The sequence below is a fragment of the Streptomyces sp. NPDC055099 genome, assembly GCF_053607685.1.
Genome location: NZ_JBSGUA010000004.1, coordinates 241,772 through 257,392, shown reverse-complemented (window position 1 = coordinate 257,392; position 15,621 = coordinate 241,772). Strand labels below are relative to the sequence as shown.

Annotated in this window: 13 protein-coding genes; 7 read left to right on the top strand and 6 right to left on the bottom strand. The window is 70.9% G+C overall.

Going from position 1 to position 15,621, the window contains the following annotated elements; translation table 11 throughout:
* Nucleotides 1-50 precede the first annotated feature (50 nt).
* On the top strand, nt 51-851 hold the full coding sequence (locus tag ACWFRU_RS12565) for an endonuclease/exonuclease/phosphatase family protein (RefSeq protein WP_453686780.1): 801 nt from the start codon (nt 51-53) through the stop codon (nt 849-851).
* Nucleotides 852-859: 8 nt separating this feature from the next.
* Here ACWFRU_RS12565 and ACWFRU_RS12560 read toward each other — a convergent pair whose 3' ends face one another.
* The 4 genes from ACWFRU_RS12560 to ACWFRU_RS12545 all read right to left on the bottom strand — a co-directional run bounded on the left by ACWFRU_RS12560 (nt 860) and on the right by ACWFRU_RS12545 (nt 5,732).
* Nucleotides 860-1,879, bottom strand: a complete 1,020-nt coding sequence (locus tag ACWFRU_RS12560) for a DMT family transporter (protein WP_453686115.1) — start codon at nt 1,877-1,879, stop codon at nt 860-862.
* A 118-nt stretch (nt 1,880-1,997) separates the two neighbouring features.
* Nucleotides 1,998-4,499 carry an excinuclease ABC subunit UvrA gene (gene uvrA, locus ACWFRU_RS12555; RefSeq protein WP_453686113.1) on the bottom strand — a complete coding sequence of 834 codons (2,502 nt, stop codon included), beginning with the start codon at nt 4,497-4,499 and terminating at the stop codon, nt 1,998-2,000.
* 63 nt (nt 4,500-4,562) lie between these two features.
* A complete protein-coding gene (locus tag ACWFRU_RS12550) occupies nt 4,563-5,057 on the bottom strand; it encodes a hemerythrin domain-containing protein (protein WP_453686111.1) in 495 nt (164 codons plus the stop codon).
* A gap of 186 nt (nt 5,058-5,243) precedes the next feature.
* Nucleotides 5,244-5,732 (bottom strand): ATP-binding protein, encoded by a 489-nt coding sequence (locus ACWFRU_RS12545; protein WP_453686109.1) that lies wholly within the window; start codon nt 5,730-5,732, stop codon nt 5,244-5,246.
* 351 nt (nt 5,733-6,083) lie between these two features.
* On the opposite strand from ACWFRU_RS12545, the gene ACWFRU_RS12540 reads away from it, so the two are divergent.
* The 3 genes from ACWFRU_RS12540 to ACWFRU_RS12530 are packed head-to-tail and all read left to right on the top strand — an operon-like array spanning nt 6,084 to nt 8,574.
* Nucleotides 6,084-6,893 (top strand): alpha/beta fold hydrolase, encoded by an 810-nt coding sequence (locus tag ACWFRU_RS12540; protein WP_453686108.1) that lies wholly within the window; start codon nt 6,084-6,086, stop codon nt 6,891-6,893.
* The gene (locus ACWFRU_RS12535; RefSeq protein ID WP_453686107.1) at nt 6,893-8,176 is read left to right on the top strand and encodes a PP2C family protein-serine/threonine phosphatase; all 1,284 of its coding nucleotides are present in this window, start codon (nt 6,893-6,895) and stop codon (nt 8,174-8,176) included. Before ACWFRU_RS12540 ends, ACWFRU_RS12535 begins: the two co-directional genes overlap by 1 nt.
* Entirely contained in the window at nt 8,173-8,574 is a 402-nt protein-coding gene (locus ACWFRU_RS12530; RefSeq protein WP_453686106.1) for an STAS domain-containing protein, read from the top strand. The genes ACWFRU_RS12535 and ACWFRU_RS12530 overlap by 4 nt, the downstream gene beginning before the upstream one ends.
* Here the strand turns inward: ACWFRU_RS12530 and ACWFRU_RS12525 are convergent.
* Complete coding sequence (locus tag ACWFRU_RS12525; protein ID WP_453686105.1) at nt 8,513-8,980, bottom strand: peroxiredoxin; 468 nt, start codon at nt 8,978-8,980, stop codon at nt 8,513-8,515. The two genes, ACWFRU_RS12530 and ACWFRU_RS12525, sit on opposite strands and share 62 nt — an antisense overlap.
* A gap of 289 nt (nt 8,981-9,269) precedes the next feature.
* Nucleotides 9,270-10,112, bottom strand: a complete 843-nt coding sequence (locus tag ACWFRU_RS12520) for a SigB/SigF/SigG family RNA polymerase sigma factor (protein ID WP_453686104.1) — start codon at nt 10,110-10,112, stop codon at nt 9,270-9,272.
* Between the two features lie 362 nt (nt 10,113-10,474).
* On the opposite strand from ACWFRU_RS12520, the gene fdh reads away from it, so the two are divergent.
* Genes fdh through nrfD form a run of 3 tightly spaced genes read left to right on the top strand, consistent with a single transcriptional unit; the run spans nt 10,475 to nt 15,584 of the window.
* Nucleotides 10,475-13,723, top strand: a complete 3,249-nt coding sequence (gene fdh, locus ACWFRU_RS12515; RefSeq protein WP_453686103.1) for a formate dehydrogenase — start codon at nt 10,475-10,477, stop codon at nt 13,721-13,723.
* Complete coding sequence (locus ACWFRU_RS12510; RefSeq protein WP_453686102.1) at nt 13,720-14,643, top strand: 4Fe-4S dicluster domain-containing protein; 924 nt, start codon at nt 13,720-13,722, stop codon at nt 14,641-14,643. Before fdh ends, ACWFRU_RS12510 begins: the two co-directional genes overlap by 4 nt.
* Before the next feature lie 50 nt (nt 14,644-14,693).
* Nucleotides 14,694-15,584, top strand: a complete 891-nt coding sequence (nrfD, locus tag ACWFRU_RS12505; RefSeq protein ID WP_453686101.1) for an NrfD/PsrC family molybdoenzyme membrane anchor subunit — start codon at nt 14,694-14,696, stop codon at nt 15,582-15,584.
* Nucleotides 15,585-15,621 lie beyond the last annotated feature (37 nt).

The window sequence follows — 15,621 nt, the reverse complement described above, 5'->3', positions numbered from 1 at the left end:
CTGAGGAGGCGTTGGTGCGCGCAAGGACCACGCGATTGCTCGCGGGCGTCATGACCCTGGCCTGCGTCGTGCTCATCGGCCCCAGCGCGCCACATGATGCCCTCTTCGGCGGGGCACGGCCCGTCGAGGCCGTCAGGGATGTCGTGCCGAACCGGGTCATGACGTGGAACATCTGCAATCCCTGCGAGGAGAGCGATGTGGACCGGGCCGCGGAGATCGCCTCGTACGCGCCCCAGGTCATCGGGCTGCAGGAAGCGTGTGTGGGTGACGTCCAGCGGATCCGGGACTACCTGGAGTACCTGCACGGGCTGGTCTACCACGTCGAGTACGGCTCGGTCCTGAGCAGTTGGGGCCGCTGCGGGGGGTTGCCCTGGAGCCCGGGAGGCTTCGGTCAGGCGGTCCTCTCGGCGGCGCCGATGACCGACCGCGTGAACGTGGAGTACCCCGACGGCGGCTCCGAGGACCGCGGGTACATGGCGGTCACCACGACGGTGGGCGGGCGGTCCGTGCGGGTCTTCAACACCCACCTCGCCCAGCGACAACAGGAAGAAGTCCGGGCGGACCAGGTCGGTGTACTGGCCACCGCCGTCGCCCGGCACGACCGGGCCATCGTGCTCGGCGACTTCAACGCCGTGCCGGAGGCTCCCGAGCTCTCCCGGATATGGGACCTGGCGGCGGACACGGACGAGCAGTGCCGTCCCTCGTCCGTCGGCACCTGCAAGCCGACCACCGACTGGCTCAGCAAGTTCGACTACGTCTTCCTGCGAGGCATCGCCCCGCTCAGGCACCGCGTACACCTCACCTCGTACTCGGACCACAACCTGCTGCACACCGATGTGGACCCGGGCTGACCGGAGCGCTACGCGGCATTCGAGCCTCGCGCGGGCGGGCCGTCCACGCGTTCCGCGTCCGCGGTGCGCGCCGCGCTGCCCGAAGCGACGACCCGGCCCGTCCGCGTGCCCGTCAGGGCCGCGAGTGCCACCGCCGCCAGGGCCAGCGCGACGCCCGCGACGGTGGCCGCCGTGACGTCCGTGTCGCCGTGCGGCAGCAGCAGATCGAGCGCCAGTGAACCCAACAACTGGCCGGTGATCGTGCACAGTCCGAGGAGCAGGACGCCGAGCCTCTGCACCGTGGCGACCGCGATGGTGATGAAGGAGATGCCGACCAGGCCGCCGAGATAGACGTACGGCTCGGTCGGCAGGCGGGACGGTACCCCAACGGCCACGGCGTGCACCAGGAAGATCACGCTCAGCGCGGCGGTACCGGCGACGAAGTTGAAGAACGTCCCCGCGTACGCGGACCCGGCGGCGTTCTTCACATGGCCGTTGACCGCCTGCTGCCAGCTCACGCACACGCCCGCGACCAGCGGCAGCAACAGCATCAAGTAGGGGAATCCGCCGCCCAGTTTGTCCGCCATCGACAGGCCCACGGCCGCGAGCACGAGCACCGCGCCGACGACCCTGCGCCGCGTGGGGCGCTGCGGTCCGGCGGGACCGAGCCCCATCCGGTCGAAGAGCAGGCCCCCGGTGACCTGGCCCGCGACGATCGCGACCGTGAACAGTGCGACCCCGAGCGCTCCGACGGTCAGCCCCTGCGCGAGCAGGAAGGCCGCTCCTCCGAAGCCGCCGAGCACCTGCCACCACCTGAGCCGCCTGTCGCGTACGTCCGCGAGGACCAGGCCGACCCCACGGCGCGGCCCGCGCAGGACGAGGAGCCCGAGGGTCAGTACGACGCATCCCGAGCCGAACGAGATCACCGCGGCCGCGAAACCGTCGCCGCCGAGCCCGGCGGCCAGCTCACCGGTGATGCGTGCTTGCAGGGATATCAGGGTGCCGGAGAAGACGGCGAGGAGCAGCCAGGGAGCTGCGGCGGCGGGCATGTGCGTACGACCTCTGGGTGGGTTCGACTGATCACTCCTTTCTAACCGATCAGTCCGTCGTCGGGCGGGGCGGGCCGGATGACGAGACATCCGGGCACCGCCCGCGTGGCGGCCCCGCTCAGGAGTGCCGCAACCGCGGCGCGAGATAGGGAGCGGTGGCGCTGCGTCGTGACCGGGCGACCTTGGCGGGTGTGCCCGTCGCCACCACCCGGCCGCCCGCGTCGCCGCCGCCCGGGCCGAGGTCGATGACCCAGTCGGCGGTGGCGATCGTGTCGAGGTCGTGCTCGACCAGGACGACCGTGTTGCCGGCGTCGACGAGCCGGTGCAACTGGCGGAGCAGCAGGGCGATGTCCGCGGGGTGCAGGCCCGCGGTCGGCTCGTCGAGCAGGTAGAGCGCGTGACCGCGCCGGGCCCGCTGGAGCTCGGTGGCGAGCTTGATGCGCTGGGCCTCACCGCCGCTGAGCTCCGTCGCCGGCTGGCCGAGCCGCAGGTAGCCCAGGCCCACCTCCCGGAGCGTTTCGAGGCTGCGGGAGGCAGCGGGCACGTCGGCGAGGAACGTGGCGGCGTCGTCGACGGACAGCGCGAGCACGTCCGCGATGTGCTTGCCCCGGTAGGTCACTTCCAGGGTCTCGGCGTTGTACCGCGCGCCGTGGCACGTCGGGCACGGGGCGTAGGTTCCCGGCAGGAACAGCAGTTCGACCGTGACGAACCCTTCGCCCTGGCAGGTCTCGCAGCGCCCCTCGGGAACGTTGAAGGAGAAACGGCCGGGCGAGTAGCCGCGCTGCCGGGCCTCGTCCGTCGCCGCGTACAGCTTGCGTACGGCATCGAACATCCCGGTGTACGTCGCCAGGTTGGAGCGGGGGGTGCGGCCGATGGGCCGCTGGTCGACGCGGACAAGACGGTCGAAGGATTCGAGGCCTTCCGCCTCCCGCACGTCGACCTCCAGCTCCACCTCGTCGGACATCCCGTGCTCTGCGTGGTCCTCGTCCTCTTCGGGCGCGAGCCCGAGGTGGCCGCGCACGACCTCGGCGAGCACTTGCGTGACCAGCGTCGACTTCCCGGAGCCCGAAACGCCGGTGACCGCCGTCAGCACGCCGAGCGGCACGTCCACGGACACGTCCCGCAGGTTGTGCCGGGACACCCCGCGCAGACGCAGCCACCCCTGCGGCTTGCGGGGACGGTGGGCGACCGGCTCGGCGCGTCCGAACAGGTAACGGCTGGTGGCCGACTCCTCGACCTTCTCGAGACCGGCGACCGGACCGCTGTAGAGCACCCGTCCGCCCGCCTCACCGGCGCCGGGCCCGATGTCGACGACCCAGTCGGCCCGCCGTACGACGTCCATGTCGTGCTCCACGACGAACAGCGAGTTGCCCGCGGCCTTCAGCCGGTCCAGGACGTCGAGCAGCGGCTCCGCATCGGCGGGGTGCAGCCCCGCGGACGGCTCGTCGAGCACGTAGACGACGCCGAACAGCCCGGAGCGCAACTGGGTGGCGATCCGCAGGCGCTGCGCCTCGCCGGGGGAGAGGGTCGTCGAGCGGCGGCCGAGGCTGAGGTAGCCGAGCCCGAGGCCGAGCAGCACCTCCACGCGGGCGACCACGTCGGCGCAGATCCGTACGGCGACCTCGGTGCTCTCCCCGGACCGGGCGGACGAGGTGGCGGCCGAGGCCTCGAGAAGTTCCGCGACGGGCCGCAGCAGGTCCGCGACCTCGGCGAGCGGCATCGCGTTGACCTCGGCGATGGAATGGCCCGCGAAGGTGACCGCGAGCGCCTCGGGCCGCAAGCCGCTGCCCTCGCACTCGGGGCAGGGCACCCCTTGGACGAACCGCATCGCGCGGTCGCGCATCCGCTGGCTCTTGGAGTCGGCCAGGACATGCATGACGTGCTTGCGGGCGCTCCAGAACTTCCCGTAATAGCCGTAGTCGACGCGCCCCGGCTCGGGCTCGATGAGTACGGACGGCTGCTCGTCGGTGTAGAGCAGCCACTCCCTGTCCTTCTTCTTGAGCCTGCGCCACGGTCTGTCGATGTCGATGTCGATGCCGAGGCCGCTCACGATGCTGCGCAGGTTGGCGCCCTGCCAGGCGCCCGGCCAGGCCGCGATGGCGCCGTCCCGGATGCTCAGCGACGGGTCGGGGACGAGCAGCTGTTCGGTGACGTCGTGCACGACGCCGAGCCCGTGGCACTCGGGGCAGGCGCCCGCCGATGTGTTGGGCGAGAACGCCTCGGCCTCCAGCCGCTCGGCGTCCGGCGGATAGGTCCCGGCCCGGGAGTAGAGGATGCGCAGCAGGTTGGACAGCGTGGTGAGGGTGCCGACCGTGGACCGCGAACTGGGCGCCCCGCGGCGTTGCTGCAGCGCCACGGCGGGCGGCAGTCCGGTGATCTCCTGCACGTGCGGCGCGCCGACCTGCTGCAGCAGTCGGCGGGCGTAGGGCGCGACGGACTCGAAGTACCGGCGCTGGGCCTCGGCGTAGAGCGTGCCGAAGGCGAGTGAGGACTTGCCGGAGCCGGAGACGCCGGTGAAGGCGACCATCGCGTCCCGGGGAATGTCCACGTCCACGTTCCGCAGATTGTGCTCGTTGGCTCCCCGGACACGCACGCAATGGTCGGCCGCGTTTTCTTCCATGGAGTGTTCTTTAACCGTTCCGGCCGTGGCGGCTGGCCGCCACGCGAATGAAACGGCGGTCGGTCAGTCCTTCACGATGCGGCGGACATTGTCGATGTTTCCGCAGTCCGCCTTGAGGTGTTTGTCGCGTTCCTTGGTGAAAGCGGTGCCCAGTTCCTCGCGGCGGTCCATGGCCACGTTCTCGCGTGCGCCGTTGAGGATCGTGCGCTCCTCTTCGTCGGTGTGATGGGTGACCGCCTCGACGAGCTTCTCCAGCTTCTCGTCCCAGTCGTCGGAGCCGACGTCGTCCACCTCCAGGAGGGCCAGCAGTGCCTCGTTGCCCTCCTCGTGCTCCTCGACGCCGTGCTCGACCTCTTCGTTGTCGATGTCCCGGTAGCGCCTCAGGGCGGGGTAGACCTCGGCCTCCTCCGCGAGCGCGTGCGCGATGAGCAGGTCGGCGAACTCCTTCAGGGCCTTGGCCCGTTCGGCCTCCACGCTGCGCATGGCGCGGAACAGTTCTTCCATCCGGCGGTGATCGTCGAGGATCAGCTCCACGACGTCCGTTGCCTTGTCCGGCATGGGGGTTCTCCTTCTCGGCGGGGGCAGAGGGGCAGGGGACAGCAGGCTCGGCTACGTTTCGATACGTTTCGTACAGATACCTAGCGCGCTCGCCGTTCCACGAGGTGCCTCATGTACCCGGCCGTCGCGTGTGTCACTCCTGCGGCCTACCGAGGGCGAGAGCTCCGGCCCCGCGCCGTGAGCGGATCAGTGGGCGATGTGCGGAACGCCGGCTTCACGGACCCCGGCGGCCGGTTCGCCGGCCAGGGCGATGTGGGCGGTGACGCGCTTGCCCGCCGGTTCGAGCTGGACGTGGAAGTCCTGGGCGACGGCCTTGACGATCTCCAGGCCGTGCCCGCCGATCCTGTGCGGGTCCTCGGAGCGTGCGACGGGGCGCGTACGGGCGCTGTCGTGCACGGTCACCGCCACCGTGGAGTCCACGATGCGCAGTTCCATCAGCATCGGGCCGGGGGCGTACTTACGGGCGTTGGTGACCAGTTCGCTGACCACCAGTTGCGTCAGGTCCATCGCGCGGGCGGAGATGTCGACGCCCTGGTCCGCCTGGGCGCGGGTGAGGAAGTCGAGGGCGAGGTGACGTGCTGCCGCGATGGAGGAGTCCCCGTCGTTCAGAGGAACGGCGACAGCCATGAGCTGCGCCGCCGTCGACCCCTCGCCGCCACTGCCGACTGACTCCATTTCCTCTCCACCTTCGTCCCCGCGTCCCCGTTTCCTGCTCACCTACCCTGCTGGACGCGTCACATTCTGCTCCGGCCCGGATCGATGATCCGTTCGAGCGCCCGGGCCCCGCGCCGCACCAGCGAGTGCAGTCGACATCATGGTGACAGACCCACGCCGAGGACACCTCGCGCTTCGCGTCCGTACCCCTCACAAGAGGAATGACGTACGGACCGGCGGCGCGGGTGCGCGGCGCGGGTCTCGTGGGGCCGTGCGCCGGCTGACGCGGTGGTGATATGGGGCGTGACCAGGCACGGGCCGTACGGCGGCTTCGATGAAGCAGTCGGCGTGGATTCTGGGACGATGTGGCCCATGGCTGCAGTGAGCAGAAATCATGTGACGGTCACCGGCCGCGCCGGAGGGCCTGTGGTGATGCTGGCGCATGGCTTCGGATGCGACCAGAACATGTGGCGGCTCGTGGTGCCGCTCCTTGAGCGCGATTACACCGTGGTTCTGTTCGACCATGTCGGAGCCGGGCGCTCCGATCTGTCGGCGTGGAGCGAGGAACGCTATTCCTCGCTCGACGGCTATGTGGAAGACGTGCTGGAGATCTGTCGTGAGCTGGCGCTCGGCCCGGTGACGTTCGTGGGGCACTCGGTGAGCGCGATGATGGGCGTCCTTGCCGCAGCGCGGGAGCCGGAGGCGTTCGCCGGTCTGGTGCTGCTCGCCCCGTCGCCGTGCTTCATCGATGATCCGGCCGTGGGGTATCGCGGCGGCTTCAGCGCCGAGGACATCGACGAACTGCTCGGCTCGCTGGATGCGAACTATCTGGGCTGGTCGGGTGCCATGGCTCCGGTGATCATGGGCAATCCCGAGCGGCCGGAGCTGGGCGAGGAGCTGACCAACAGCTTCTGCCGCACCGAACCGGAGATCGCCCGCGTCTTCGCGCGGGTCACGTTCCTCTCCGACAACCGCGAGGACCTCGCCAAGGTCAGCGTGCCCACTCTGGTCGCGCAGTGCTCCCATGACGCGATCGCGCCCCCGGAGGTCGGAGCCTTCGTCCACGACCGGATCGCCGGCAGCCGTCTCGTCACCCTGAACGCGACCGGCCACTGCCCCCAGCTCGCCGCACCGGAGGAGACGGCCGCCGCGATCACCGACTTCGTCGGAGGCGCGAGATGATGAGCAGGACGAGTGACGGCGGGGGCGGGGAGCCCTCGGAGCCGGAGGAACAGCCCGAGGAGCAGTCCGCGGACGACTCGGCGGCGTTCTCCGCTCTGCTGGAGGACAGCGTTGAGGATCTGTACGAGCACGCGCCGTGCGGGTACCTCTCCACGCTCCTCGACGGCACCATCGCCAAGATCAACATGACGCTGCTCGACTGGCTCGGATACGCCCGCGAGGACCTGGTGGGACGCAGGGCGTTCTCCGACCTGCTGACCGTGGGCGGCCGGCTCCACCACGAGACGCACTTCGGGCCCCTGCTGCAGATGCAGGGCGAACTCAGCGGTGTCGCCCTGGAACTCAGGACGGCCGACGGCAGCCGCCTGCCCGTCCTGGTGACCTCCACGGTCAAGACCGGCAGCGACGGACAGCCGCTGCTCATCCGCACCACTGTCTTCGACGCGCGCGACCGGCGCTCGTACGAGGCCGAACTGCTGCGTGCCAGGCGGGAGGCGGAACGCGAGCGCGAGGAGCTCAAGCGGCTCAACGCCGTCCTGCAGCGGACGCTGTTGCCCCCGACGCTCGTGAGCGTGCCCGGTCTTGAGGTGGCCGCGCACTACCACATCGCCTCCACGGACATGGTCGGCGGCGACTTCTACGATCTGTTCCCGCTCGCCGCCGGGACGTGGGGCCTTTTCCTGGGGGACGTGTGCGGCAAGGGCGCCGCCGCCGCGGCCATCACCTCCCTGGCCCGCTACACCCTGCGTGCCGCCGCCGTCTACGATCCCGATCCGGCCGCGGTCCTCGCCAACCTCAACACCGTCCTCAACCACGAGTACAACGGCGACGACCCCCGCTTCTGCACGGTCATCTTCGGACTGCTCACCCCCGACCCCGAAGGGACCGGCTTCCGCGTCACCCTGGCCAGCGGCGGTCACCCCCCGGCCCTGCTCATGCGCGCGGACGGCAGCGCCGACCCGCTGCACACCCCCGGCGGGCAGCTCATCGGGGTCCTGCCCGACGCGCACATCGCCACCACGACCATCTGCCTCGCGGCGGGCGACACCCTGCTGCTGCACACCGACGGCCTGACCGAAGCCCACACGGCTTCCAACAGCGACGACGACCGCTACGGGGACGAAGCCCTCCTCGACTTCACCCGGGCGCTGGCGCCGACGACCGCCCCGGCCACCGTCGCCGCGATCCGCGACCTGCTCGACACCTTCGGCACCGGCGTCGAGGACGACACCGCCGTCCTGGCCATCAGCGTGCCCCTACCGACCAGTGAAGAGCAGCAGTGACCCGGCTCGCCGTCCGCACCCGGACCACCGCCACCGGACCCGTCGTCGAACTGACGGGAGAGTTGGACCACGAGAGCTGCTCCCAGCTGCGCGACGTCCTGCCCGGACTGGCTCTGCGGCGGGGCCAACTGCTCGTCGTCGACCTGGCGGGCATCACCCTTTGCGATTCGAGCGGCATCAGCGCGCTGATCGCTGCCCGCAACCATGCCCTCGCCGCCGGCGCGGGCATCGCCCTGGCTGCGGTGCCGGGGCGCATCAGCCGCGTCCTCGCACTGGTGGGCCTGAGCCAGGTCTTCCCCGTGTACCCCACGGTGCACGCGGCGGAGGCGGCCTGGCCTACCGGCCGGAGGCGGACCGCAGCGCCGCCAACGCCCGGTCCGCGTGGGCGCTCATCCTGAACTCGCTGCGGACGACCTCGATCACGCGCCGGTCGGTGCCGATGACGAAGGTGGTCCGCTTGGTGGGCAGGGGGCCGAAGCCGCGTGCCACGCCGAACCGGCCGCGTACTACGCCCTCCGGGTCGGACAGCAGGGGGAACCCGAAGGTGTGCCGCCCCGCGAACTCGCGTTGGCGCTCCACCGCGTCGGAGCTGATGCCCACCGGCCTGGCGCCCACTGCCGCGAACTCCGCCGCCAGGTCCCGGAAGTGACAGGCCTGGGCGGTGCAGCCGGGAGTCATGGCCGCCGGGTAGAAGAACACCACGACCGGGCCTTCGGACAGAAGCGCCGTAAGGGACGTGGGCGTACCCGTCTCGTCGGGCAGGGTGAAGTCCTCGACGAGCGAGCCGACTTGCACGCGGCTCATCGCCGAACTCCTCGGCCGGAGCAGAGGAAGTCAGGCGAGGACACAAGCGCGGGTCGAGGTGGCGACACAGACACGGGTTCTCCAGACGGCTCGGCGGCACAGGGCAGCGTGGCTCGCGATACTACTCGCCGGTAAGGAGTCGTGTGCACGGCTGGGTTGGCGCGTGGTCGCAGCTGAGGTGGGTCGTCGTGAAGGGGGACGGGAGTTATGGCTGTTGTGAGTCCCTGGGGCGGCCCTGGCGCCCCAGGGACTCGGTGCAGGCGGCGCGTGCTTCACGTGCCGCCCGCGCTCATGCGGCCTGAGCGTGCCCGGCGCCGTCCTCGCCGCGGACGGCTTCCGCGCGCACACGGGCGCAGCTCGTGGTGATGAGGCGGGAGACGTGCATCTGGGAGATGCCGAGCTCCTCGGCGATCCTGCTCTGCGTCATGTCCTCGAAGAAGCGCAGGTACAAGATGGTCCGTTCACGCTCCGGCAGCCGCCGCAGACCCGTCTTGGCGGCCTCGCGGTCGGTGATGCAGTCGTAGGCAGGGTCCGTGGCTCCAAGGGTGTCGGCCAGGCTGAAGCCGTCGGGGTCGAAGGACATCTCCGCGTCCAGCGACAGGGCGCTGTAACTCGTCATGGCCTCCATCCCCTCACGCACCTCGTCCTCGGTCAGGCCCGCCTGTTCGGCGATGTCCGCCGTGCTGGGCTCGGCGTCGGCGCCCGGCCGGTCCATGAGGTCGCGGCGCGCGACCCGGACCTTGTTGCGCAGCTCCTGGACGCGGCGGGGCACCCGTACGTCCCACATGCGGTCGCGGAAGTGCCGGCGCAGCTCACCGGTGATGGTGGGCACGGCATAGCTCTCGAAGGCGCCGCGCTCCGGCTCGTACCGGTTCACCGCCTTGATCAGGCCCATGGCGGCGACCTGTCGCAGGTCTTCGAGGTTCTCCCCCTTGTTGCGGAAGCGGCTGGCCAGGCGGTGCGCCATCGGCAGCCAGGCCGTCACGATCTCCTCGCAGAGCAGGTCGTGCTCGGGTCCGCTGTCGAGAGTCGCGAGCCGAGCGAAGGCCGCCGCGGTGTCGGGGGCGTCCTCGTGGAGGTGCCGGGGACCATGGCGACGACGGGCGGCGGGTGCGTTGAGATCGGTAAGCATCGTGAATCGCTCCTAAGCGGTGGGCTGGCAGGTGACCGCGGAGGAACGGAGTGGCCCGGAGCCGGACATCCGACGGGAGAAGACATACCGCTCCCCGCGAATGCGCCTCCGGTCCGAAGCACGAATGTCCGCCTGCCCCTGGACTCGGAGGGGAAACAAAACGCAGCTGAGGGCATGCGCACAGAACGGGTTGTGAAGGCCGGTCACGTATCGACCGGGCGACGTATCGACCGGCCGTTCACGGGTACCTGGTCGCACGCACCGGCAAGTCGCCCGGCTCGCCGCCTCGGCCGTACTGGGCGAGCCTGGAGCAGGTGCCCGTCGCCGGACGCGGGCGCCACGGACGCAGGGAAGGACGTGCCATGGGCGTGCGCAGGCGGATCAGCCGATGGCCTGTCTACCGGCAGTTGTCCGAGAAGGACCCGCTGGGCCGCGGGCGGGCCGCCATGTCCGGGCAGACGGAACACATTCGGCCGCGTACCGACACCGCTGATCGGGTCGTCTCCTCGGTGTGTCCGTACTGTGCGGTCGGCTGCGGACAGGAGATCTACGTCAAGGACGAGCGGGTGGTCCAGATCGAGGGCGACCCGAACTCGCCCGTCAGCCGCGGCAGGTTGTGCCCCAAGGGCTCGGCGACGCTCCAGCTCACCACCGGCGACGCCCGGCGGCATCAGGTCCTTTACCGCCGCCCGTACGCCAAGGACTGGGAGCCCCTCGACCTGGACACGGCCATGGACATGGTGGCCGAACGGGTGATCCGGACACGCCGCGCCACCTGGGAGTGGGAGAACGGGCAAGGGCTGCGCACCGCCCGGACCATGGGCATCGCGAGCCTTGGGGGTGCGACCCTGGACAACGAGGAGAACTACCTCATCAAGAAGCTCCTCACCGGGCTCGGCGTGGTGCAGGTGGAGAACCAGGCCCGCGTCTGCCACAGCTCCACGGTCGCGGGCCTCGGCACCTCGTTCGGGCGAGGCGGCGCGACCACGTTCATGCAGGACCTCCAGCACGCCGACTGCATCGTCATCCAGGGCTCCAACTTCGCCGAGGCGCACCCCGTGGGCTTCCAGTGGGTGATGGAGGCCAAGGCGCGCGGCGCCCGCGTCATCCACGTCGATCCGCGCTACACCCGCACCAGCGCCCTCGCCGACCTGCACGTACCGATCAGGGCGGGCAGCGACATCGCCTTCCTCGGCGGGATCATCAACCATGTCCTCAGCGAGGACAAGGACTTCAGGGAGTACGTCCTCGCCTACACCAACGCCGCCACGCTCGTCGGCGAGGACTTCCGCGACACCGAGGACCTGGACGGCGTCTTCTCCGGCCTCGACGAGGACACACGCCACTACGACCCGTCCAGCTGGCAGTACGAGGGAGCCGACGTACAGGCGCCCGCCGGGGACGTCGACGTGCAGTACGAGAAGCGCGTACGCGAATCAGGTGAACCCGAGACCCACGGCTCGGGAGGGGCGCAGACCGGCGGCGAGGCGCCCCGCGACGAGACGCTGACCCATCCGCGCTGCGTCTACCAGATCCTCAAGCGGCACTACGCCCGCTACACGCCCGAGGTGGTCGAGGAGAGCTGCGGTGTGCCGCGCGAGACCTTCCTGCGGGTCTGCGACGCCCTGACCGCGAACTCCGGCCGCGAGCGGACCAGCGCGTTCGCCTACGCGGTCGGCTGGACCCAGCACTCGGTCGGCTCGCAGTACATCCGCGCCGCCAGCGTCCTGCAACTGCTCCTCGGCAACATCGGCCGCCCCGGAGGCGGCATCCAGGCGCTGCGCGGGCACGCCTCCATCCAGGGGTCGAGCGACATCCCCACGCTCTACAACCTGCTGCCCGGTTACCTGCCGATGCCGCACGCCCACGAGCGTCAGACCCTCGACGATTTCATCGACGCCAGCCGTACGGACAAGGGCTTCTGGGCCGACATGCGCGCCTACTTCGTGAGCCTTCTGAAGTCCTACTACGGCGACGCGGCCACCGCCGAGAACGACTTCTGTTTCGACCACCTGCCGCGCCTGACCGGCTCGCACTCCACGTACGAGACGGTCATGGCGCAGCTGGACGGCATCTGCAAGGGCTACTTCCTGATGGGCGAGAACCCCGCCGTGGGCTCCGCCAACACCCGGTTGCAGCGCCTCGGCATGGCCAACCTGGAATGGCTCGTCGTACGCGACTTCTCGCTGATCGAGTCCGCCACCTGGTGGCAGGACGGCCCCGAGATCGAGACCGGCGAGATGCGCACCGAGGACATCGGCACCGAGGTGTTCTTCTTTCCCGCCGCCGCGCACACGGAGAAGTCCGGTTCGTTCACCAACACCAACCGCTGGGTGCAGTGGCACCACGCGGCCGTCGAGCCGCGCGGGGACGCGCGCAGCGACCTGTGGTTCACCTACCACCTGGGCCGCCGCATCAAGACGAAACTGGCCGGGTCCGACGACCCGATGGACCAGCCCGTGCACGACCTGACCTGGGACTACCCGGTGGAGGGGCCGCTGGAGGAGCCGGTCGCCGCCACGGTGCTCGCCGAGATCAACGGCCACGGCGCAGACGGCGCCCCGCTGTCGGCGTACACGGAGCTGAAAGACGACGGTTCGACGCGGTGCGGCTGCTGGATCTACTGCGGGGTGTACGCGGACGGCGTCAACCAGGCCGCCCGCCGCAAGCCCGGCAAGGAGCAGGACTGGGTCGCCGCCGAGTGGGCCTGGGCGTGGCCCGCCAACCGCCGCATTCTCTACAACCGGGCCTCGGCCGCCCCCGACGGCACACCGTGGAGCAAGCGCAAGGCCTACGTCTGGTGGGACGAGACCGACGGCAGGTGGAAGGGGCACGATGTCCCGGACTTCGTGCCGGACCGCGCCCCGGACCACGTACCGGCCAAGGGCGCGAGGGGGGTCGACGCGCTGCGCGGCGACGACGCCTTCATCATGCAGGCCGACGGCAAGGGCTGGCTGTACGCGCCGGCGGGCCTCGAGGACGGCCCGCTGCCCACCCACTACGAGCCCCAGGACTCGCCGTTCCCCAACGCGCTCTACCCCTCCACACCGCGGTCTCCGGTACGGCAGTTGCTGCCACGGGAAGGAAACCGCTACCACCCGAGCGCGGACGAGCCCGGCAGCGACGTCTTCCCGTACATCGTCACCACCCACCGGCTCACCGAGCACTTCACGGCGGGCGGCATGAGCCGCTGGTCGCCCTACCTCTCCGAACTGCAGCCCGAGTTCTTCTGCGAGGTCTCGCCGCAGCTCGCAGCGGAGTGCGGCCTGGAGCACGCCGGGTGGGCCACCATCATCACGGCCCGCAACGCGATCGAGGCCAGGGTCATGGTCACCGCACGGCTCAAGCCCCTCACCGTGCACGGGCGCACGGTCCATCAGATCGGCCTGCCCTTCCACTGGGGCCCCAACGGCGTGGCGACCGGCGACGCGGCCAACGAACTGGTGGCCATCGCCCTCGACCCCAACGCCCACATCCAGGAGGACAAGGCCCTCACCGCGGACATCCGGCCCGGGCGCCGCCCGCGCGGTCCCGACCTGCCCGCGCTGGTCGCCGCGTACCGCAGGCGGGCCGGCATCACCGCGACCACGGGTACGGAGGCCAGGAAATGACGGAGCGCCATCTGCTGAGCGGGGTCGAACCCGACCCGGCGCGCGACGCCGGCCATCCGGAGCCGCCCCCGCGCGTCGGCTTCTTCACCGACACCTCCGTGTGCATCGGCTGCAAGGCCTGCGAGGTGGCCTGCAAGGAGTGGAACGCGCTCCCGGAGGACGGGCTCTCCCTGACCGGGATGAGTTACGACAACACCCAGGGCCTGGGGGCGTCCACCTGGCGTCACGTGGCCTTCATCGAACAGCAGACGGCGCCCGAACCGCAGGGGCGTACGCGGCTACCGCTCGTGGACGGGGACGGCGCGGCACCCCCCACCCCGCAGGGCATGGGGGAGACCCGCTGGCTGATGTCGTCCGACGTGTGCAAGCACTGCACGCACGCCGCGTGCCTGGACGTATGCCCGACCGGCTCCCTCTTCCGCACGGAGTTCGGCACGGTCGTCGTCCAGGACGACATCTGCAACGGCTGCGGCTACTGCGTGCCCGCCTGCCCGTACGGCGTCATCGAACAACGCCCGTCGGACGGGCGGGCGTTCAAGTGCACCATGTGTTATGACCGGCTCGGCGCCGGACAGGAGCCCGCCTGCGCCAAGGCCTGCCCCACCGAGTCCATCCAGTTCGGGCCGCTGGACGAACTGCGGGAGCGGGCCGCGCTGCGTGTGGACCAACTGCACGAGGCGGGCGTGACCGGCGCCCACCTGTACGGGGACGACCCGGACGACGGAGTCGGCGGCGACGGCGCCTTCTTCCTGCTGCTCGACAAACCCGAGGTGTACGGGCTGCCCCCTGACCCCGTGGTGACCACCCGCGACCTTCCCGCCATGTGGAAGCACGCGGGCGCGGCCGCGGCGTCCCTGCTCGGCGGCTTCGCCCTGTCGTTCGCCTTGCCCGCCCTCGCACGAAGGAGGGGGGTCCGGTGAGCCGCCGCGGAGGAGGCCGAGGGCGCAGGGGTGGCCGGGGCGAGCAACTCATGGTTCCGGAAGCCGAGTTCGCCTCGTACTACGGAAGGCCGGTCATCAAGGCGCCGTCCTGGTCCGCCACGGACATCGCCGGATACTTCTTCCTGGGCGGCCTCGCGGGCGGCGGCTCCGTGCTGGCGGCGGGGGCGCAGTTGACGGGGCGGGGGAGCACGGCCACCGCGATGAAGGTCTCGTCGCTGGGAGCCGTGTCGCTGGCGGCGGCCGCGCTCATCCACGACCTCGGGGTGCCGAGCCGCTTCCCGAACATGCTGCGGGTGCTCAAGCCGACCTCACCGATGAGCGTCGGGTCGTGGCTCCTCGCCGCGTACGGGCCCGCCGCGGGGGCGGCGGCCGTCTGCGCGACCACCGGGCGCCTGCCCAGGATCGGCGCGGTCGCGACCGGCACGGCGGCCGTGCTCGGACCGGTCGTGGCGGCGTACACCGCGGTGCTGGCCGCCGATACCGCGGTGCCCGCCTGGCACGGAGCGCACCGCGAACTGCCCTACGTCTTCACGGCGTCCGCCACGGCAGCCGCGTCGGGCATGGCTTTGGTGACCGGCCCCCTGAACGAGTCCGCTCCGGCCCGGTGTGCCGCGGCCCTGGCCGCGGCGGCTGACGTGGCGGCGGTGCGGGCGGCCGAGGAGCGGCTCGGCATGGTCGCCGAGACCTACCGGCGGGGCCGCGCGGGGCAGTTGATGCGGTGCGCGCGGTGGCTCACTGTGGCGGGGGCTGCCGGGGCGGCGGTGTGGGGCGGCCGCAGCCGTACGGCAGCCGTGGCCGGCGGTGTGGCCCTGCTCGCCGGTTCCGCCTGCACACGCTTCGGGATCTTCGCGGCCGGTGTCGCCTCGGCGCGGGACCCGAAGTACACGGTGGTCCCGCAGCGGGCGGGCTCGGCCGGGTGAAATGAGGCTGGAGCGAGGGGTGCCGCCCGCCGGGCGG